Annotated in this window: 2 protein-coding genes; both read left to right on the forward strand. The window is 66.8% G+C overall.

The annotated features are described in order from the left end of the window. Positions 1–22,905: a CdiA C-terminal domain-containing protein gene (locus tag ACZ60G_RS21285; protein WP_465811764.1), complete on the forward strand. Its 22,905-nt coding sequence runs from the start codon at positions 1–3 to the stop codon at positions 22,903–22,905. Further along, a complete protein-coding gene (locus ACZ60G_RS21290) occupies positions 22,902–24,161 on the forward strand; it encodes a hypothetical protein (protein WP_465811765.1) in 1,260 nt (419 codons plus the stop codon). Before ACZ60G_RS21285 ends, ACZ60G_RS21290 begins: the two co-directional genes overlap by 4 nt. Positions 24,162–24,181 lie beyond the last annotated feature (20 nt).

Genomic DNA, 24,181 nt, shown 5'->3' on the forward strand with positions numbered 1-24,181 from the left:
GTGGACGGTTTGTGGTCGCTGAACCCGCTCGTGGAGCTGCGCAAAGCATTCGATGAATTGCCCACGGGGGTGCGGCGCCCGATCGTAGCGCTGGTATTCGGGGGAGAACTACCCCGCGCCGACGTGTCCGGGATGCGATGGATGGCCGCGGAGCTGCGGGCCAAGGCCACCGCCATCAACGCTCATGCCGAGGACGCGGAGAAGGTACTGGCGCAAGAGGATTCGCTGGGCGCGCTGGGTGACCGAGTACGCGAGGTATTGCATCTGCACCGCGAGGGCGCGGCCAGGCTGCGAGAGGAAGCGCTGGCGTTGGCCGATCAAGCGCACGCGGCCGCCAATGATGCGGAGAAAACACTGTGCGTGATGTTCGTGTTCGGTATCGAGCTGGCCTGGCGCATCATCAGGATGGTGGCGGTAGCCGCCGCAGCCGGTCCGGCCGGAGAGGTCGCGGCGGCTCCCATGGTGGAATCGATGCTGGTCGAGGGCCGAGCCAAGGTCGCGCTGATGCGCGCGGGCCTGGAGAAGGCCTACCAGGTGGGCGCGGCGAAGACGGCGGCACGATTGTCGGCGTTGGGGCCGCACCGGTTCGCTCTTGCCGTCGGCACGGCCGCCGCGCTGCCCGCGGGTGTGGATTTCGGCGTACAGCTCATTCAGGTCGGGGCCGGCGACCGGATCTCGACCGTCAAGGGCCCGAACGGGGAGAACCCGATGGGCATCGATCTGAAGTCGATCGAGGCCGCAGGAGTGTCGGGAGCCGGGGGTGCGTTGGGCGGCATGGCCGCTGGCGTGTTCGCGCCCAAGGTCGTTCCCGCTCTGGCGACCAACCGCGCGGCACTCGGGCTGGTACAGGGGGTCGCGGGCGCGGTGTCCGGTCTGGGTGCGGCGGCATTGATCACGGGCTGGCCGGAACACTCCGAAGACGTCCTGACGTCGCTGCTCAACGGCGGATTCGCCGGAGTCGTCGATGTGCACGGCGGGGCCCACTCGAATTCCGGTTCCGCCCTCGGTGAAGTGGCCGACGGCAGCGGTGCCTACGTCCCTCCGGATCCTGCCCCGGTGAGTCTCAGCAAGGATGCCGTGCTGCGGCTGGCAGGGGCTCCCCAGGAGACGAAATCGCTGACGCCCGCTCCGGTGGACAGCATCGGCGGCACCACCTCGCAGCTCGCGAACTCGGCCGCGCCCGGCCAGGCTACGGCGCTGCTCGGCGGGCACCTGGTATCGGAGGGTTCGCCGAGAGCGACGGGCGACGGACAGCACGAGCCGGACCGGTCGGCAGACGTGCCGCGGCGCCTCGCCGATGCGGGATCGGGTGCGCAGGCTCCTGCCCCGGATGAAGACGCGAACAAAAGGGCAGCGGCGGACGGGCGAGCGGGCGAGCCCGGTTCGCCTGCGCGGCAAGGCGACCACGCGGCAGCAAACCGTGGTGGTGAGCGCTCCGGTGGCGGCGCGCAGGCGGGCGGGGATGTGCCGGGCGCTGGTGGCGCTACGCAGACCGGTGATCGTGCGCATACCGGTGATACGCAGCAGGATGGTGCCGACGCGCATGGTGGTGGTGCGCACGCTGGTGGTACTGGCAATGCGCAAACCGGGGACGGCGGGCAGGCCGGTGGCGGTCATCGGCAGGGCGGTGACGGTGCTGGCAGTGGGCAGGCCGGTGGTGGTACGCACGGTGCCGGTGCCGGTGGCGGTGGCGGTGCCGGTGGCGGTGCCGGTGGCGGTGGCGGTGGCGGTGGCGGTGGCGGTGGCGGTGCGCAGGCTGGGGGTGCGCAGGCTGGGGGTGGTTTGGCTGCCGGTGCGTTGCTGTCGAGCGCGGATGGCGACCAGTTCGGTTCGCAAGTGCGGCAGTCGGCAAGTCACGGCGAGGACGACGAGCACGCGGTCGGTGGCGTCCGGAGTGCCAGAGCGCCGGACAGCGACGGTGCGGTTGGGCACGAGTCGGCGGTTGTGCGGCCGAGGCCGGGATCGGCGAAGGTCGATCCGCTGGTGGAGGTGGGCGATGCGTCCGGCCGCCATGGGGCGGGCGGTGAGGGCCCGGCCCGGGTTACGGCGCCGAAGCAGGCAGACGTACCGCCCGTGCACGAGCCGCCATCGGTGGCGCAGTCCGGGGATGCGGTGCCCGCGGACACGCGTCCGTCCGCGCCCGACCGCCCGGCAGAGGCGCTGGCACAGGAGTTGGTGGGGTTGCCGTCGGCGGATCCGGCGACCAGGCGGGACCTTACCGCCGAGCAGCAGACGCAGTACAAGGCCGCGGCCAAGAAGGCGCTCGCGTTGTACCGGCTGCGCCAGGAGGAACTGTCCGGTGAGACGTGGGAGCAACGCAGGCGCACGATGGAGCAGGGCGATCGGGTGGAGTCGCTGCTGCGGTACATCGACGCGGTGCGTGCGGGAACCGGCATGACGCCGCGGTGGAATCAGATCAACGCATTCCTGCTCGGCGAGCACGGGTTCATGCGTCAGATGGGCACGGGCCAGGGCAAGTCCATGGTCGGTGCGCTGGATACGTTGTGGCAGTTGTCGCGCGGGGAGCCGGTAGAGCTGGCGAGCGGTGAGTCGGTGCGGGTGCATCATGTGATCACCACGACCGAGGTGCTGGCCAACGAGGGAGTCCGGGAATTCGCGCCGATGCTGCGCAGTCTCGGATACGAGGTCGCGCGCTGGGATCCGCACAGTCCGCCGGGTGAGGTGGATCGCCCGACCGTGTACTACATGACCTACGACGAGCGCGCGACCGCCGAGCTGTTCGACCGGCCGCCGCCGGGGAAGACCGCGACCATCGATGAAGCGGACGCGGTGCTGGTGCACAACCAGACGGTGCACTACCAGTCCGAGGGGCAGCGGGAGCTCGCCTCGGAGGTGGAGGCCGCCGCGGTGTACCGGGTGCGTGACTTCTTGAAAGCCGTGTTGCGCAGCAGAATCACGGCGGCGAAGGACCTGTCGGTGCATTTCGAACAGGCACTCCACGACGGACCGTTGACGGCAGAGGAGGCCGGGGCGGTACGGGCGCTGTCGCCGGAGGAAGTCGGGGCGGCACGGGCGCTGACGTCGCGGTCGCTGCGCGAGCAACCCGAGCAGTGCCTCGACACGGTGAGCCGGTTGTGGGAAAGCTACGCCGGGCGGAAATTCACCGCCGAGGAAACCGAGATGGCCCGTGCTTTCCTGGACGTCAAGGCGGGCCGGTTGAAACTGAATCGGGACTTCCAGATCTTCGGAACGGATTCCGAGAAGAAGGTACAGATTCTCGACGAGTACGGGAAGCCGCGAAGCGATCCGAAGATCGGCACCGAGAGCCGGTGGTTCGGAGGCCGCCACAAAATGGTGGAGGCAATGTTCGGTGCTCCGGTGTATTCCGATGGGAAGGGATCGAAACAGGTCACCGTGGAGGACGTCTTCGGTGGGTACGAAAAATTGCATCTGATGTCGGGCACGCTGGAGCGGACCGCAGCGGAGATCAAGGAGAATTTCCCGGTCCAGGGTGGTTTGGCGAAGGTGGAGGATTTCGGCCGGTCGAAACTGGTGGGGGAGCCGGATCGGATATTCCTCACCGAGCCGCAGAAATTGCGGGACGCGTTGAGCCGGGTGCAGCAGCTGCAGGCCGAAGGGCGGCCGGTGCTGGTGATCTGCCCGTTCAACGATCTGGCTCGGAAGTTCTCGCTCATGCTCACCAAGGCGGGCGTGGAACACAATGCGATCGACGGCCGGTGGTTCGCCGAACACCGTGACAACAATGCCGCTGAGGAGCACCTGCTGTCGGTCAAGGACACCGCGGGTGTTCGGGGCGCGGTGACCGTCGGCACGGGGATGCTGGGCCGGGGTTTCGATGTTTCGATCACCGACGAGGTAAATCAGCTGGGCGGGGTGCACGCGCACATGCTGGGGCGTTCTCCGACCAATCCGGACGAGGACCATCAGCGGTCGGCGCGCGCGGGCCGTAACGGCCGCAACGGCAGCTTCTGTTTCAACGTCGCCGCGTCCGATCGCCTCTACAGCGAGGCGCAGCATAACGGTGCGCGGGTCGCGATCACCCACTATCGCGCCGCGGTGGCCAAGCACACCGAGGCCACCGCCGAATACACCGAAGCCACCCGTCAGGCGGGCAGCGCGGATGCGGCACAACCGGGGGAGGCCGTGCGGGCGGCGCGGACGAAGGTCGCGGCCACCGCGGCCGATGTCGCCGCGGCCGAGCGTGAGATGCGCAGCCTGACGTCCCCGCTCCAGAACGACGCGGCCGACCGCGCCTACCTGCAGCGTGCGATGCGCCGCGCCAACCTCGCCCACGCGCCTCCGACCGCAGCAGATCCCGCAGCCGCTTCGGCAACCTCGCTCCAGAGCACTATCGCTGCGGGCCTCGACCACACCGGGCCGGACACTGCGGCGGGTGTCGGCCAGACCGAATCGGCCACCAGCTACGCCGGGGCGGAATCGGACCGCGCCGCGATGGAGGCCGTGCCCGCCGAGCCTGCCGGCGTCCAACCGCACCTGTCGGGAGACCGGTTCGCGCGGCTGGCAGGGTGGCTGGGGATACCCGCATCGGTCCAGGCGGCCGCAGCCGTATTCGACACCGACGATGACGACGACCCGTTGAGCCGACTGCTGGAACGAGCAGGCATCTCCTCGGCTGCCGTGGAAGCGCTGAACCAGCATCTCGACTACACCCCGCCCGCGGCGGTGATGCAGGCGGACGCCCTCACCGACGAGCAAGTGCTGAATCAATTGGCGCCGCAGCGGAACCGGCTCGCTGCCGAACTCGGCTGGGAACCCGCCGAGGTCGGCGGTGCGGAGGGTGTGCGCCAGGTCGGCGCCGCCGTCGACACAGCCCGCGAAGAGTTGGCGGACCTGCTGGGCGTTCCGGCCACCGAGGTGAACGCCGCCACCGCCCGCGACGGTCTCGCCGACGCGGTCGCCCGTCTGCTCGCCCCCGCCGATACTGCCGACGACCCGGCAACCGAACTTCTCGTTTTCGCCGCCTCCACCTACCTGGCGGTCACCATCCTGCTCGATCTGACCGTCGCCATCCACCAGCGCAGCCCGAAGAGCTGCGTCAACAACGGCGTGACGATGATGCGGGTGCTGTACCCCGATAACGAGCACGCCTACCACATGCCGGACGACATGCCACTGCGGGGCCACGACGCCGAAGCCACGGAGCGGGCCTTCGGCGGTGCCTTCCAGACATTCGGATCGCTGGACGAGGCCGCCGAATCGCTGAATGAGCGGCCCGGGGGTAGCCAGGCGCTGGTCTACAAATGGATGAACAAGGGGGAAGTCGAAAGCCACCTGGTGCTTGTGCTCAACGATAGTGACCGAGCAGATGTCCCGAACCTGGTCGTCCTGGACATCGCCGCCGCCCCCGGAGAGGCTCCGATCACCCCCGCCGATCTGGCCGAATCCCGCGCGCTGCTCAACAAAGCGGTCCCGTTCCGGCAGTGGCAGCGCGAACAGCAACCGTTCATCGACCAGCTCGACGAGGCGGACCGGGACATCTTCGCAATCGAATTCGACAGTGCGGGCGAACCTCTCGCCCGCTTGTCCACCACGCAGCGTCCGGTCGTCTCCGCTCAGAGCCCAGGTTCGTCCCCGCCATCACTGTGGTCGAGCCGTGCCCCACCACTTCGACAGGACCAATTCGTGCTTGCCGGGCAACGTCCGTCCGGCGACGACATGCCATCGCGACGTCCCGCCCGGTCTACTTCGGCACTCCAGCAGGCCCTCGATATCGTCGAGCGTGTCGACTGTGATCCGGCGATCGCGCGTGACGCCAGACGCTTCGTCATGCAGTGCTACGAGGAGTACGGGCGACGGATCAGCGGCAGCGGGGATCCCGCGAGAAGCACCCGCCAGCTCATCGTCAACATGCAGCGGCGCGCCAAACAGGACAAGGCGAGCCTTCCTGACCGGCTCGCCGACCTCTATCGGGCAGGAGCAACCGCAGCGACGTGGAAGGAGGTGTGGGTTCGCACCAGACGAACCACATCCCGCAGTACTTCCTCCGCCAAAGGGAGCGCCGGATCGGCCGGCTCCGGCAAAGGCGCGCCCGGCAGCGAGCAGGCTCCACACGATCGACGCGCCGGGCTGGGCAGACCCGATGGTCCCATCGGCAGTCGGCCACCAACGGGGCACGACCGCAAGCGGACCTGGAGCGAGCGCATCGCCGTCGAATACGGGGTTTCGGCAAACTCCGTCGTGCGCGCGGAGGACCTCGGAACGGCCAGCCTCCCGGTCGAGCAGGAACAGCGCGCCCGACCGCACGGACCCGGCGGTCTCATCGGCAGCCGTCCCTCGTCGTCCGAATCCACGCCGGACGTGTCCGGACAGCGGGCACGCGCAGCGGGTATGCCTACTGATTGGCTATTGTCGGCAGAGGTGCCGCGTACGGTCGTGTCGTTGATCCGTGGGTTGTCCCGGGAGGGCATGATCGAAGTGCTGGCGGATCCGGCACGGGCGCGGCCGATCATCGCCGAGATCGGCCAGCGGTTCGCGGCGACGGATCTGCCATTGAAGGTCGGTGGCGCTACCCGACTGCTGACCGAGTTGTTCCCACCGGATCAGCTTGCCTATCTGCGGTATTCGCTGGAGCGGTCGATCGCATCGGGATGCCTGCAGTACAAGCTGACCGAGACGGCGCTGCAGCAGATGATGAGCCATCCGGAGCGGGTGAGCGCGGCGCTGCGATCGAGCTATTCCGAAATCGCACCCGGTTACTTCGCGTCCTGGCTGGACGACGACTACCTGATGCACGGCCAGGACGGATACCGTCGCGACAGCGGCCAACACGCCTTCATGCAAGCTGCGGTCGAACATCTGACGGCGGTCTGGGACCTCGTGGACGGGCCCGTATGGCAGGAACTCGCGAATATCAAGGACGAGCGCTCCCAGGACCGAGCACCGATCCTGGATGCGATCCCGCCGCACCTGCGAGCCGTGCTCGACCTACCCGCCTACCCCGTCGACGAATTCCCGGTACCGGGAAATAAGACGGTGCTCAGCGCCGCAACCAACATGGGCAGCATCCAGATCGTGCTGCGTGGATTTCTCGACAGCCTCGCCGAGCACGCGGACGTCATCGCGGGCTGGTCGTGGGCCAGCATCCAACACGGCGTCCTGGAATTCGCCAGCCGCTTGAGCGTGATGGCCGGTGTCACGTTCACCACGCTGGGTGACTTCACCGAACCCCGCAACCCGCCACGCTTCGCTATCGAATTCGACACCGCGAACCAGAAGATTACGGCGATCGCGATCACCGGAGAATCGAAACAAGCGCGCGCCCGCGACCGCGGCGGAGTATGCCCGGGTTTCGTCACCTGCGCGCCGGTCGGAGCGTCCCAGCAAGCCACCGCACAACTGCGGCAGTCACTGGAGGGATTCGGCGTCGAACCGCATCGCCGTGGTTCGGGCTCCAACATCGCCGTGATGATCGGCGGTCTCCTACTCCCACTACTCGGACGCGATTTTCCGCAACTTCGACTCACCGACCCCGTGCTCACCGAGGCTGAACACCCATCGACGCCGCAGTCGCCGTCATCGACAGCCCCAACGAATCGCCCCGGGCCCGACCAGCAGGAACAGCGCCCCGGATCGCGCGGACCCGGCGGTCGCATCGGCAGTCGGCCTTCGTCGGATCCAGCGGGCCGCGCCGAACGAGGAACGGCGGCGGCCGGGATACTGGGAGTGGCCGGGCCGATCGACGTCGGTGAGCTCGGTGGGGTGCTGGCCGAGCACGGCGTTGTGGTGGGGCGTGCCGCGGCGGCGCGGATATTGGGTTCGGAACCGCCGGGTGGGCATGATGTCGTCGAGCTGTCGGTTCCGGAGTGGCTGTACCGGCAATGCGAGGCGGAAGGCTGGGTGCCGGTCGGCGAGCAGCGCTCGGTGTTGGCGCATCGCCGGTTCCGGGTGTCGGTGGGTTGGCCAGGTGTCGGGACCGACAGGGTGTCGCACGAGGATCTGGCTGGTCGGTCGTGGCGACCGACCGAGGGTGGGGTGAAGGTCGCGCTGCTGGCCGACGTCTATGCCTGGATGCAGGAGACGCAGGACCTGGAGGCGGCGGACCGGATCAAGGATCACCTGCTGCGTCCGGCGAGTCCGCCGTTGCCCGCGGAAGTCATCGTGCGCGAGATCGACGAGGTGACCGCGATCCTGCGCGCGCGGATGCCGCAGGAACAACTCGACACTGCATCGATCCGGCGCGGGATCCGGCTGGCGGCCGAGGGACTGTTCGCCAACCGGACCTTGTACGGCCATCCCGATATCGGTCGCGTCAACCAGATCCACAACGAGGCCTTCGAACTACGTGAGTTCGGCGTGGCGGCGCTCTACCACAACGGCATGGACGTGGCCGAGGACATGCTCCGCATCGTGGACAACGGCGTGCTGCATGGTGTCGGCCTGAGCGAGATCATTTGGGCGATGGCCGCCGATGCCTGGAGCGATGTCGTCTACGGTGGCGGGCGGCGCAGCGACAACCCTGAGGGCTACGACGAGTTGCGCTCTGCGGAGTTGCTCCATGTCCGCGCGCTGTCGCATGGGTTCGACCCGAGCGCCGCGCGGATCCTGGCATTCGCGGTGAACGGCACCGGATTCGACGAGCGGACCGGAACCCAGATGATCGCGTCCCCTGCGGCCGTGGCCGAGATGCGGCAGCGCTGGGGAGAGCTGACCGACGGTGAATTCGACACGGCGACACGGGTTGCCCGGTGGGTCGCCGCCGCGGACCTGCAGGGGTTGTCGGAGCCCGATGCGGTCGTACAGAGCATCGAACTCGCGCTCGAAGATCTGATGTCACGGCGCTTCGACCCGGCACGCGTTTTCGGGCGAGTCCTGTCCGAAAGGGGTGCTCGGGTCAGCGATATCGGCGAGGCGCTGCGGCTCGCGGACCGGTTCGGACGTCTGGCACCGGAAGACGAACATGTCACCGTGCGTCAGGCCCTCATCAACCGCCTGCGCGGCAATGCCACCTTCATTCACCCCGACACGGGATATCGGCCGCCGGACGGGTGGCTGCTGGCCAACCGGGACCTGCGCCGCGACCACGCCGCGAAGCTCCGGGAGCTCGCCGACCGGTTGGCGGGCGATCCGGTTTACACGCCGCTGGACGCCTATCGCGACGCGCGCTCGCACGCGGCCGAAATGCGGGAGGAGTACAGCGGTTTCCGCTGGCAGTTGGTCGTCAGGCCCGGCGCTCACGCATCGGACCCCGACGCCCTCGCCGACACCGTCGCGGCTCGACTGCCCGAATCCGATCCCTCGGGGATGTCCCAGGATGTCATCGAGGTGATACCACGGGTCGCGGAAGTCGCCCGCGCCCGGGCGGGGGATGCCCCCGTGACGGTCGTGACCTCGTCGCAGGACGCCGACGGCCGGGCACGATTGGTCGCACAGCTGGAATACACCCGGCCGGACGACTCAGATCCCGCTCCGGGGGTGACGGTGGAGGAACTGCGCCGAGACCTGTCCGACGTGGATTGCCGCATAGCCGTCGAGACCGCCGATCCGTCGCCTCGGGGCCAGGTCTGGCATCGTCTCCGGCTCGACTTCACCAGGCTTGCCAACGGATCCAGTCCCGAAGATTTGATCGGCAGCAGGTCCTCGGATGGCGCTCGCCGCGGGGATCCGATAGCCGAGTACAACGCTGGCGTCCGGCATGCGGTCCGGCGGTACGACAACGACTACGGCCTGACACCCTCGGTCGACGAGGATGGTCGGCCGCTTCCGCCGGAGGGCATTCTGGCCTCGGTCGACAAAGACGGCATCCTCCGCATGCAGGTGAGGGCGAGTGAACGTACACCCCGCGGGTTCGCGATGGTCGCACAGATGGAGGCCGAGATCGGTCATCTCGTCACCGGGATTCAGGACTTCTGGACCGACACCTACGACGGTTTGACCACCAACATCGACAAGTTCAACACCTTGCTCCGCGAGAATCCGGATTTGTCGCCGGAGGAGGCGGCCGGTCGCACGTTCACGGGGCGGATGGCGGCCCGCCGCGGATTCACCGACATTCGTTGCGACCTTCTCCAGGGCACCCGTGGGCATTACCACAACGTGGTCGTGACGTTTACCCGACCCGACACCGCAAACGGCGCGATCGCTGCGGCAATTCACGGACGCGGCCGGGCCGACGGGGATGGTCCGGACGCTACTGCCGCGACCCGGCAGGCGCCGGATCGCGACGTATCGGAACCCCACTTGCCGCCGCCGGGGTACGTGGCCGGAGTGATTGCGGGGCTGAGCCATGAGACCGAGGAACGAACCGACTCCGGCTCCGGCCCGACGGCGTCGTACGACGAGCCGAGCAGGGGCGGCTTGGATGTCGACACGGCCGAGGAGACACTCGGCCCGCCGCCGGGGACTACACCCGGCGACAAGCGAAATTCCGGTCCCTCCGGGCGCATCGGCAGCCGTCCACCGGAGGATGTCGACCAAGCCGCTGGTGACGGCCACTCGGCATCGGAAGCCAGTGCTCGTCAGCCGTCAACACCCTGGTCGCGGTCACCGCAGCAGCACCAGCGCGGATCGCCCGACGAGATACCGTTCGTCCGCACGGCGGATTTCGCCGATGATCGGATGGCAGGGCCTATTGGCACTCCCGAGCAGCTTCTGCTCACCGAGGAGCACGCCGTCGCCCTGTCCGAGGCACTGACCGAGCGCGATCGGGCAGCCGACCGGATCACCGATCAGGTGCGCGAATTGGAGCAGGCTCTCGCCCCATTGGTCAGTGAATCGGGAGCGGTGGACATGGTGTCGCTGACCGGTGTCGGCGATGAGCTGAAGACATTCTTGGACCAGCAACTGGCCGCATACGCCGAAACTCCAGAGGGACAGCGTGATCGGATGTTCGCGGCCCTCCGTGACATCATCGCGCAGCCGCGTCTCGATGACAGCGATATACGAGTGCTTGCCGAGATGGTCCCGGTCGAGCACAGCGGAATCTCCGCGTTGCTTCCCGGGGCGAAAGATCGTTACGCCCAGGCATTGCACGCGGCGGCTCGAGCCAAACTTGCCGAGCTACAGACCGGTCAACCTACGACAGGGCAAGTGGACAGGCTTGTCCGTGCCCTGAACAACACCGTTCGGGAACAGATCGACGGTTTGAAGCGGACCTTGTTCCACGGAGATGGCTCCACACGGACCGTGCAGGAATTACTTGGCGGCATCGATACGCTGCGGTCTGCCGTCTCGGCCGTGCGTGAACACTTCACATCGCGATGGCGCACCCTGTCGGATGATCAACTGCGGCCACTGCTTACAGAACTCGCTCGCGGTGAACGTACTCGCGATGACGTCATCGACGAGATCACTCGAGTCGGTGAGCCTCTGCGTATCTCCCACCGCGTCAACCAGGCATTGGTGATATCCGAAAAGTCCTTCGAGCGTATCTATGCCGAAACATCACTGCGCGGGTTCGTGATGCGGGAGCGGGATGCTCGGCGTATTGCCGAATTCGACGACGCGACCTCCCGCATACGCAGCATGGTGGGTCTGCCCGAGACCAGCTACGTGGTGGCAGCCGGGGTGGCGGACACGGCCGATCGACGTCGTTCCGACTTCGCTCGGTTCGTCGACCCCGCCGACACGCTGTATCTGCACTTCACACCAAACATCCGTGCCATCGCCACCGAAGGAATGATCCGCTCGGCCGCGCATGAGGACATCATCAATACCACCGGCGCCCATTCATCCGGAGTGCATTTCATCAAACCCGGCGACTGGACTGGCACTGAAGATTTCCACATGTACGTCGGATATGCGGGATTGTCTCACTCCCTCGGTGATCGGACGCGTTTGCCGGATCCGCTCGGCGCCATAGTTGTCATGCCCTTGGGTGCGATCATCGAAACAACACCCTTGCGCAACGAAGTCAAGACAACCGATGAGCACGAGAGTCATCTGTCGTGCGACGCGACCTTTCGTCCGTCGGATGAGGAGAACATTTACAGCTACTCGCTGGACAACGCCTACATAATCCCTTGCTATAGCAGTCGGCAAGTGCCTTTGAAGGAACGCATCGTCGTCGACCCCGTAACGGGTGAACGAACTCGTCTGCCGGTTGCCGAGCCCATCCGTCAGGCTTTTCGTCGAGCCGGATACAACGAGGAATGGATCGAACGACACATCGTCGATCTACCGGCGGGAATCGAGACCGACCCCGAAACACGCATGCGGAATTACGACCACAATCGGGAGCTGATCCGGCAAGCCCAAGACGAGATCAGGCGTCGAATGGCCGAGAATGGTGTGTACGACGGCCGGTATTGCGTCCCATTGATCAGTCAGCATGAGCGGCAGTTCGAGCTCATGGATTATCACGGCACTACGCAGATAGGCTTCTTCTCAGCGTCTTCACAAGCGGTCGAGCACATGGTCCTCATCGACCGGCACCCGCAAGTCAGTGATGCGGACGGATCTGAACAATCCCCGTTCGACGACACCATCGCGCGGCGCGGCGCGAGCGGTCCGCAGGGCTTCATCGGTAGTCGGCCACGGGACGAGAGCGCGTCCAGCGACGGCGCGTCCGCCGGTCCGACCTTTCAGGACTTGGTGCTCGCAGGCAGGGCGTCCGGAACAGCGGAACGTGCGCTGGTCGAGGACGCACCGGGGGTGCGAGTCGAGTCGGTGACCTTCGGCAACGGCACCCGAGTGTTCGCGGAGACGTATACAGACCCTGTCGCCGCTGTCGAGCAGGCGCTGCAGCGGGAAGTCGCCGCGATCATGGACGCGCCGGTCGGGCGCACATGCCTGATTCTGGAGGACGACACCGTCTATCGGGAGATCATTCCCGGGGAGCCGGGCAACAGCACACAGGCACTGGACAGCAGGATTCTCGACTCGCGCTCGGCCGGGCGACTCGGCCTGTTCGACGCGGTGACCAGGACGAACCGCGCCGAGCGACAGTGGAGTGTGGGCCCGGACAACGAGGTGCGAGGTGGCCGCGCCCCATCCGCGATCGACGCGACGCCGACCGGTGCATTCGCCGCGATGTTCGTGCGGCATATCGACGGACATGAGGTGTGGCAGCACCACAGCATGTCGAGGTCGGAGCTCTCGAGCATCCGAGAGCGGGTCGCGTACCTGCAATCGTGGATTTCGGATCTTCCGATATCCAACGAGCACAGGACCGCGCTGTATCACAGACACGCCCGGTACATGGACGCGCTGGCGGAGGTCGAGTCGCGCGCCGTGCGCACACCGGGCGAGATATTGCATCGCGCCGGGCTCGCCGACGAAGCGCAGGCCAAGGCGCGGCTGGTCGAGACATTCAACATCGACTACCCGCACATCACGATCGCGGGGTTCGAACATCCGGATGTTCCCGCCCACGTCGTCGAGGAGATCCTCGGCGCGCTGCACGGTATGTTCACCAGGTTCCCCGGTCGCACCAACATCAGGGGACTGTGGATCGACTACCTCGGTAACGAGGACGCTGGCGCCGCATCCTTCGCCCAGCGCGACTCCGAATCGACGTTCCGAACCGTGGGGATACAGTTCAGCCTGCGCAATGCGAGCAGGCCGGAATGGACTGTCGAACGCGGTATCGAGATGCGGGAGCGCGGTCACAATCCGGTCGGTGACAGACCGTTCCACCACGATGCCATCCACGAATTCGTCCACGCGATCGATGCCGTGGAGCTGCTGTCGGTGACCCTGCCGCAGGTGCTGGACGAGACCTGGTCCCGGCTCCACGAACTGGGCCTGATCCGCGAGCCCAAGCAGACCTGGCTCGCGCGACTGCCGGGGTACGCCTTCGTCGACGGAACCAAGGCGAAGCTCCGTGAATACGAGGCTCTTGCCGTCGGGTTCGCTGAGGCGGACATCCACGGCGCGGCGGTCGGCACGCCGCAGTGGGCGATCCACGAGTACGTCACCGCCGGTCGGCCACCGCATATCACCCCGGACCTGTTCGCCGACCTCACCCTGCCGTCTCGTGATCCCGATCCCGACGCGGTGCCATTCGGATCGGAGGCCGTTGTCCCGGTCCTCGGCTCCGGCCACGGGCCGCCCGGTTTCCTGCAGGAACAGCGGGGCTTGCGGCGGCAGAACGAGGCCGCGGTTGCCCTCGCGCGCGCCGGCTTCCATGTCGAGCAGCACCCTGTCGAATCCGGCGCGCGGCTGCCCGACTTCGCTATCGAGGGGCAGATCTTCGACTGCTACTCACCGGCTACCGGCAGGGTCAGCAATATCTGCTTCGAAATCCGTCGCAAGGTGCATGTGAAACGCCAGGCCGAGCGAGTCGTGGTGAACCTGGCCGACTCGGCCGCGGACCCAGCCGAATTGAGTCTGGCGCTGCGTCGGCACCCGATCTCGAACCTGCGCGAAATACTGGCTATCGACCGGCACGGCACCGTGCTGCGGCTGTTTCCGGGACCCACAACGGTCATCGGGAGCCGACCGAGTACAGATAATCACGGGTTCATCGGCAGCAGACCGCCGGAACGCACGCCTGAGACGCTCGATACGTCGCCGGATCCGACGTTCACGAGCGATGTACGTCTACTCAACGAGGCGATACGGGCCGGGCGGGGACCGCTTCGTAGTCAGCATTTCCCGGTGCCGGGGTTGCGAATGAGGAGCAACGATCCGGGCAGGACCGCGGCTTTGCGGATGTTCTCGCTCTGGCAGGCCTATATGGCCAATCGCGGATTGGGAAAGCTTGTCAGCCGCTGGGATTCAGCCGTGACTCCGGCGGTGCGTCGCAGGGTCTTGTCGAAACTGTACTTCTGGATATCACAACAGCGTTACATGCGGCAGGTCTGGGCCGTTGAGCGTGACCCGAGCGTGGTGGGCGAGCACGGGGAAAGCCATCCCGACTACTTCCGCACCAGGCTGGGCGACGACGCGCCCAATACCGACATAGTGGGTGACCAGGCCGGTCGGCGTACCGGGGTTCGCCGCGATCCACGGACCGGGAAATGGCACGGTGGCGTCGGGACACCGGCGTTCTGGACCTCGGTCGCGATCGGCCGTCTCGTCAGAAGCCGGCTGGATGTCGAGGCGCCGGGCAGCACGGTCTTGCAGAACGTCGTGGAGCTGCCTGGTGGTGGTCAGGTAAACGGGAACGTCCTGTACGCGATCGAGGATGGCCGGTTCGTCATCGAGACCGCGCGGGCCGACGATCAGCGGACGATCTTCGATGCCGCCGTGGCCGAACTGGCCGCGGCTCTCGACCAGCGGTCACCGGAACCGTCTGCCGACGCACTGCGGCGTCTCGCCAACGCGATCTACCTGCTGTTCCAGGCGCCGCTGATGACGCGGGGCAGCGACGCGACGATCCGGACATTCGCGGCGACAGTGCTTACCTTCGCCTTCGGCCGACCGCTCCGTCTGCCGCACGATATCGATCTGCAGGCCATGTCGAGGCGGCAGTCTGCCTTCGGTGAGTGGCTCGCCGACGCGTTCGACCGCGGTTTGCGCCGGGCCGCCGAATCGGATGCGGCAGGTCGCCCGCACACAGCGAGGGAAACAGCCGAAGGGCACGGCCCGGAGCAGTCCGGACGTGAACCCGGCGACGCCACCGCAAGCGAGCAGAACCGGACGACGCCGTGGAGCAACGCGAGGACGGAGCCGGATCAGCCATCGCACTCCGATTCCGCGCCAGGGGAGGGCACGACCAAGCCGGGCGGATTCATCGGGAGCAGACCACCCGAACCGGGGGAGTCTTCGGGTAAGACGCCGCCGGAGGAGACGGCGCAGACGACGCCATGGTCACGGCGCTCGGACAGTGCTGCACATGTTGGTGTCGGCGGCGGGGGAGAAGCGGCCGAGACGGCCCCGCGGCGGTCGCGGATCGAGGAGTTCGCCCCTGATCCGACCGATGGGTCGGCTTCATCGGCGGCGTGGCCGCCCCTGGACGGCTCCCAGCCGTTCCGGCAGTGGTTGCGGGCTGCTCGCCTGGCTCGCGGACTTACTCAGGCCCGATTGGCGGCTCGCATGGGCCTGCCGAATTCGGCGACATATATCGGTTCGCTGGAGCGTGGCGTGACGGTCACGCGGGATATGGCGGTGCGTCTGCTGGCAGGCCTGGGGGCACCCGACGAGGTGGCCGAGGCCGTGCTCCGAGAGTACTTCCAGGATGACGACGGCGAGTTACCTGATCCCTGGTCCGACCGGTTTCGCCATCCCAAGGACTGGATCATCGCCGCACGCACCAGTAAGGGACTGTCACGCAAGGAGTTGGCCGCGCGCGCAGGTGTCGGCCTGAGCAGTCTGAGTCAGAAAGAGCGCGCGGAGAACCCGCGAGGCGAATTCGACATCAGCCCGGATTTCGCGCTGCGCCTACTCGCCGGACTGGATGCTCCAGGCGATATCGCCACCGCGTTCATGAGTCGCTTCTATCCCGATTGGGAAGCCGAAACGCGGGCCGACGAGCGAGCAAGCGCCGGGCCTGACGGACTCATCGGCAGCCGACCTGAGGATGACGCGTCGGCGGAGCCGGGGCGTGCCGGAGTGGACGCCACCGCCGATCTGATCGGCCCGGTCGACGCGCGTGCCGGGCTGCCCGCCTACATCCCGCCCGATGCCGAGCTGCGCGTGCGGGCCGATCGGGTATTGCGTGTGCATTGGGGTGCTGGGGCGAGCCCGGACGATCTCGTGTACCGCTGGCGGGGATCTCCCGGAAAGCGCGCGGTGGCCGCAGAGGAATGTGCGGAGCACGCGGCCGAGAACGCGCGCCGGGCGCGGAATCTGAGCGTGGACGAGCTGCGCGCGCTGGTTCGGGTGTGGCCCGAATTCGTCGGCAAGGCAGGCGGATTCCCGAGAGGGGTGCGTGACCAGGCCAGTCGCTGGGCTCTCGCGAAAACGCGGGACGCACTCGAGAGCGCGGCGGTGACGACCCGGCTGAGCGGCCGGGATCGGGCGTTGCGGGAGTACCTGCTGAATGTCGAGGATCTGCTGATCCGGGCGGGCCAGCGTGCCGCGACGATCGATACGCCGGGAGTGCCGGTGCCGACCGTGCTGCTCGAGCGGTTCGATGCCGACGACCCGGGTGGCGGCTCGATCGTGATCTCGTTCGGCAGCACAGACCCCATCGCGGAGGCGTGGCAGGTGGACGGCACCGACCGCGATCTTCGCCGCCTCGATCAGCGAATGCAGTTGGCGTCCAACCACTATGAGATCGCGGTGCGGGAAAACCCGGAGCGCCCGGTCCGGGTCGTGGTGTGGTCGGGGACCGACGGGCACCGTCTAGCCGGTGATATGGCGGCGCTGTCCGTTGACGTGGACAGCGGATCAGCGCCGCATCCTGCGGTCCGGCCGGAGCGGCAGCTGGTAGTACACGGCAACGGCGGTAAACCCGCGAAGAATGCTCTGGCGCACGAGTGGGCCGCCCGTGCCATCGACACGGTGGTGGTCTGCGGCGAGTCGAATCTGGGCACGATGAGTGATGTGCTGGCGGGCACCGCATCGTCCACCGACTTGTACTACGGAATCGCATCCCGGGCCACCGCCCCCGCGAAGGCAAAGGATTTGCCAGGCGTGCAATTCGCGTGCCGGTTTCCGACCGGCGATGCGGGACGGACGAACACCGTGCTGAAGGACATGCGGGATCGGGCGCAGAGATACGAGAAGGAGCCATTCGAGGCGGGTAAGCCGATCGATGACGAATTCCTGCTGTACGTCGACGATCGCACCAAGGCGCCGACGGAGTCGCTGGAGAATGTGGGCCGCATCCTGGCCGGTGTGCCGGATCGGGTCGCACGCCATGACCCCGCGCAGGATGGGCGGATCCGCTTCGCCGAATGTATCGAACGCGTCATCGATGATCAGACCGATTCCGTCTACGCTTACATCTTGCCGCGTGACCCGCACAGCGGCGCGCCGACAGTGCGCGAGACCGGCAGCGACGCCGCTCTCGCGCGGAGCGCGATCGAGAAGCGCGGCGGCCCGGGTGCGGTGCCCGAAATCCTGCTGCATCGAGGTCTGCCGGACGACTTTACGAGGGCCGGTCGACTTGCGGTCGACAACAAACGGTGGTGGGACTCGCTGCACCGCGACGAGCAGCGCGCGGTTATGGCGTTGCACCCTCGGATCGTGGGCAACGCCCCGGGACTTCCGTCCGAGGTGGCGAACTACGCGAACGACTATTGGCGAAATGCCACCGCCTCCGCTATTCATGCGAAAGGCGCCAAGAACGCGAGTCGGACCGAGCGCCAGGCATTCCGAAACCTGTACGCCGTCGGCGAGGCGCTCGTCCGTTCGGTCACCGTGCATCGCGACATCCCTCCGCCGGTCATCGCCACACTGGCGTGCGACCCGGAGGCTTTCGGCGGCAATGGATCCGGCACGTTCGTCATCGGCAACTGCCGACTCGAGGACGCCGAACATGTGGTCTGGTATGTGGACGGTGTCAACACTCGGCTGCAGTCGGCCCCGACCCGCCTGGCGAGTGCGCGGAATCTGTATGAGGAGTTGGTGCGGGCGGATCGTGCCACCAAGGTCGCCGTGGTGTGCTGGATCGGCTACGAAGCGCCCGCCAACAACAAGGAAGCATGGGCCTCCAGACCCGGACTGGCAGAGGCGGGTGGCAGGCTGTTCGCACGTGACGTGCTGGCGGCGCGTGCGGTGACCAGCGCGAGATTCTCGAAGCTCGGTTACAGCTATGGGACCCCGGTCGTTGCCGAAGGCGGCGTGGGGGGCCGGTTGGACGGCCTCTTCGAGCACGGCATGGTCATGGGCTCGCCCGGGCGCGGTATGCGGTTCGACAGTGCCACGGACGCCAGCTGTCGCTACGCCTGGGTGCTCGCCCAGTCCGACGACCCGGTCACCGGTTTCGGCGGGGATGCGCCCGATACGCGTGGCCGCTTGCTCGGTGACGGGCCATTCGGGCTGGGCACCGATCCGGCCACCGACACCAATGCGACGCGATTGCGTGCCGAACGTGGTTTCCCCTATTCGCTGGCTCCCTTCGATGGGCACGGCGAGTACCTGGAGTATTCGTTGGTCGGTGCCGCGCAGCCCACGGAGTCGTTGCGGCATGCGGCGTGGTGCCTCGCCGGGCGGGGTGATGAGGTGCCGACCGAGCAGCACCGGCCTACTGTCGCCAATCCGACGGCGCTGCAACGCATCCGGGCGGCGGTGGTCGACGCGGCCCGTGATCGCCGTGCGCCGCAATTGGACTCGGCACTCACCGCACCCGGCGATCACCCGACCCGCCGCGACCTGCCGGGACCTGCGGCGACCGATGGGGTCGGCAAGCCGCCGTCGGGTCCGGTCGAGCCAGCCGAAGCAACGGCGGGTCCGTCCGACGTAGCGCGGGTGGGACCGAGGCTCGCAGTGCAACTCGGGAACGCCGGGCTCGCGGATGCCGGGCGGGCGTGTGCCGACGTCCTGACGATCGGGGTGGATGCGATCGTCGTCGAGGTGGGCCGGGCTGCCGGGGACATGGCTGCCCTCGACGCGATGTGCCGGTCGGCGGCCTTCGGGGATGCGGCGCTGTCGGTGCAGGTGTCCGCGGGCCCAGCCTGGTCCGAGTCGGACGTCCGGACGAAGGTGGCGCAGATCGCGGCCACGCTGGAGCGGCACGGCATACGCGGGGAACTGCACGCGTTCGACCCCCGGGTATTGACGGCAGCCGCGGAGCTGGCACCGGACTGGCAGCGCGTGGCGATGGTCAACACGCTGACGGTAGCCACCAAGGGAATGCGTGTCGCCGCCGGTTGGATGGTTCGCGGGCTGTGGCCGGGGGGCGCGAAGATCGACGCCATCATCGAGGATGCGCGCCGCGCGGGGGCTACCGATGTCGCGATCCCGTACCCGCTGCTTTCCGAGGATTTCGTTCGGCAGACCGGCGAGGCGGGAATGCGTCTCGCGGTCTGGGGCGTATCCGGTTCCGTCCGGATGCGCGAAGGGCTCAGGATGGGCGTCGGCGAGATATGGACGGGAAAGACGGAAGCTCTCGCGCTCCTGCGCGCGGAGGTGGCCGAAAGCGGATTGCCGCTACCCGCGGCGTCCGCACCCTCGACGCCGACCGGCCGCTCCGCACCCACCGCGCAAAACAGGCCGGACGGTCATATCGGCAGCCGCCCAACGGATTTCACACCCGAACCAGGTGACCAACAGGCCGCCAAAGATTCCACCACGCGCGACGAACCCGCCAGGCCCGATCCGATCCACGCGACGCGAGAAGAACTCGCCGAGTGGGCAACTCAGCTGTCCGACCACGGCCTGCGAACCTTCCTGACCCGCGCCCAGACCGAAACTTCGGGGCATATCGCAGACCTGCACCGCGGACAATCGCCCGCGCTGGAAGCAGCCATCGCCGCGGCACGAGCGCAGACCGCATTGGTGGTCGAACAGTTGCACCGAAGCGCCGCCGGTGGTTCCGGATCGTTGCTCGCCGCGGCCGATGCGGCCACGAATGTATTCGAGGTAATCGGAGCGCTCCACCTGGCCGACACGCGGTCGGCGTCCTACACCCACGATCTCGATGTGCTGACCCGATTCCCGGAGCGATTGCGCGTAGTCGCCGAACTCGGCGCGGCGCGCTTCGTCGACGGCTCCAATTGGGCAGGACTTGCCGACGAATACCTGGTCGCGGGACGCGACAACGACTGGGATCAACAGTTGATCCGGTCGCTGCGTGCGCTGCCCGCGCAAGCAGCCGAATTCACTGCGGCGCTCACCGGCTCGGACCGGACCTTCGGCGCCGCCGCCGGCCGATACATTCCGAACGCCTACCGGGCGGCGATGTACTACCTGACCCGCACCCACGACACCGACCAGGCGATCGACCGGCTTCGCGAGCTGGATCACGCCGTCGCGGCCGCGGTAGATCGCCTGGGGTCGACCCGGGCAGCCACCGAGGCAGGGCTGTCACTGCTTCAACTGCGCCTGGACATCCACGCGGCAATCGCGTCGGCCGACGGGGCGATCGCTCCCGCTATGCGATCCAGCGCCATGCAGGGCCTCGACCACAATCCGCTGCTACCGCAGATGATCGAGCGAATCGTGCTCGACCTCGATGCTCTCGCCCGGCACGGTTCCGAAACACCGAGACCGATCCGGCCGACCTACACCGCGCACCCCATCGCGTCCGAGGAATTGGCCGGGCACTACGACGAGGACTATTTCCCGGTTCTCGAAGCTCTGGCTTTCGCTGTGCAGGAAGGGAATTTCATCAAATCGACCGGACCCTCGTCAGAGCTACTGCGAACCGGATCGAAGGGTGTTTCCTTTGTGATGGATCAGTGGGGCCGATTCCTGACCGCGACCCACCACAATTCCCTGCTCCACCTGATATTGGCTATGGAAGTCGAGCTGGCCGGCTGGGGCACATTGTTCACCGACCAGGACGGACGGCTGGACGATTTGGTGCGTCCCTACCGGATGGACGGAATCTTCGATCCCATGGGCACCGCCCAACTGCGTGACGCGCTGACACGTGGCGGGCTCCGTCTCGATGACACCAACTTCGACAACGCGAGCCAGGGCAAACTGTGGCGCCGCGATTCGACACCGGTGTCGGCGCTGTTCACCATGGAGCCGCTCGGCTTCCTGGGAAGCATCGAGTCGATGTTCGCTGTCTACGACGACGGTTTCTGGATAAAGCCGGTTCGAGGCGGAACAACACGCAGCGCCGACGAGGTGCGAGTACCGCTGATCCTCGGCCCTCTTCGCCACGAACCCGGCAATATCGAGATTGCCGTATACCGGCAGGGCGACCGCACGATCGTCCAATACCGTGACCCCGACCCGGGTCCCGAACCCGATCGAGTCGCCCCCGTATTCGCCGAGTTCCATCAGCGCATGAACCGATGGGTGGCCGAATCCGACGGTGCCGAATGGCACCCCGACACCGCCCACGTAGTGCAAACCTTCGACCGGACGCCGTCGGGTCGACCCGGTCGCCTGGCGGACTCGTCCGACTCCGGACCGCAGGGTCGTATCGGCGCACGCCCGGCGCTCAGGGTCGAGTTCGCTCCCGGCATGTCCGAGGAGCAAATCCGTGGGCGGCTGGCAGGATCGTTCAACGAGACCATCACGCCGCCCGGCCCGGACCGGCCCGGTGGGTTCATCGGCAGTCGGCCGCCCGAGTCCGCCGACGCGGATGGGCTTTTCGCTGATTTGGCGCGCAGCCGCGCGGACGCCGCAGCGGAGTTACGTGCGGCGGCACGGCAATTCGGCGAACAGTCACCCGTGCGCGGTGCGGAGGCCGCGGCTATCGATGCATGGCAGCACGCCCAGAAAGTCTCGGCCGCAGCGATTGCCACGCTGACGGGGACGAACCCCAGCCTGGTGACGACACAGATAAGCGAAGTGCTCAATCTGCTGCACAGGCGGTTGACCGCGCTCACCCAGCCGGAATGGGACCGACTGCTCAGCAGTGGCGGGCAGCAGCTGTTGACAGCGCTCGGTCCCTGGATCGGTCGCAGCCTCCGGCTGGAAGATGATCTTCAACGTGCCACGACACTGGCACTCGAAGGAACACCGGACAGCGCACTCAACAACTCGAATGCCGAAAGACGCACCCAGCGCACACGAGATCTCGACGACATGCTCGGTCGCTCTGCCGCCAGCGTCGGCGTGGCGGCGAATGCGGATCTGGATCTACCGCAGGCACTCGAACGCCTCGCCGCCTCGACGGCGGAAACCCCCACTGGTCGCCTCCTGAACGCGCTGCTCGATCATCTGCGGTTCGCCCGGCTGATCCAACTGACTACTACGTGGATGGAACTCGACGGATACATCACCAAGAACTTCGGCCGATTCGAGACGCCGGAACAGTCAGGTGACTCGGCTCCAGAGGAAGGCGATCGTTCATCTGCGCCCATCGGGAACCGCCCCCCGGATCAGCCAGGTGATGCCGGACCGAATAACGCGAAAAAGTCGACGCCGTGGTCACGCTCGAGCGACGACCTCCGGCCGACGAAACCACAAGCCGCCGAACCGGACTCGACAAGGTCGCGGAGACACCCGATGTGAAGCAAACCCAGGCGATGCAGAGACGTCCGGGAGTCACGATCGAGTTGCTGACCTTCGACGACGAGGACGAGACACAGATTCTCCGGGAGACCTACGACGACGTCGACCAGGCCATGGCGGAGTGGACGAAAGCGATAATCGGCCGGGCGGTGGGCGCGCCGATCGCCGAGGTGCGACTGGATCCACCCGCATACAATGTCCTCTACCGGGATTACGTGACCGAGGGAGCATTCAACAACCCCCGGGCGGTCGACCTGCTTGGCCTCTTCGCGGCGATCACCGGCAAAACGAGCCCCTTCGCCGCCGCCTTCGTCCGCCACGTCAACGGCCGCAGGGTGTGGCAGGACCACCACCTCCGTCGGCAAGACATCGTCGAGATCGGACAGCTGGTGAAGTCCGTCGGGGACGGGCTGGCACGACTGCCATTTCCCGGGTCGATCTCGAGGACAGTACTCGATACGCAGATGGCGGCGATGCTCGCGCTACGCGAGGTGGCGCAGCACGCCGAGCATCCGCCGCGGATGGCCGTGCTCGCCGACGAAGCACGGGCCAAGACCAGACTGGTCGCAAACTTCGAGCTCGATCACCCCTATATCGAGCTGTCCGGGTTCGTCAGTCCCCACATCCCGGAGAAAACGGTCGGGGAAATCCTGGGGAAGTTGGATGACCTGCTCGGCAAGTATCGGTACGCGCCCGGTTTCCGCAAGCTCATGACCAACATCCGCGTACTGGCGATCGATTTCGTGGTGGGAGCGCGTGCCACCGCCCTCCCCCAGCAGGCGAAGAACCTCGACACCGGCAAACTTTCCCCCGCCCGAACCAAATTGACATTCAGTTTGCAGTATGCGGCCGATCGGGAGAAGACTCTCGCTGACAGCGACCGCCGCCGCCGATATGGAACACATCCGAGCAGTGCAGAAATATATGCAGACGATGTCTGCCACGAATTCGCCCACGCGATCGACCAAGCCACCGACTATGAACTCAGCGATAATCTCACCACCGTACTGATCGACGCCCACGGAAAGCTGTTGAGGTACGGCTTGACCGAGAGCTACGGGGAATGGCGCAGTCGCCTGCCCTCGTTCGCCTTCGAAGATTCGACCAAGACCAGACTCGCTCCACGCGAGGCCATTGCCGCCGGATTTGCCGACGCGGAGATCAACGGAATTGTCGTCGGCACGCCGCAATGGGTCATCCACGAGTACGTCACGAAACTTCAACCGCCGGAAATCAAGTCGGTACACCTCGAATGATCAGCTCCCGAGCAAGAGCT

Source organism: Nocardia sp. NPDC102475, assembly GCF_055584605.1.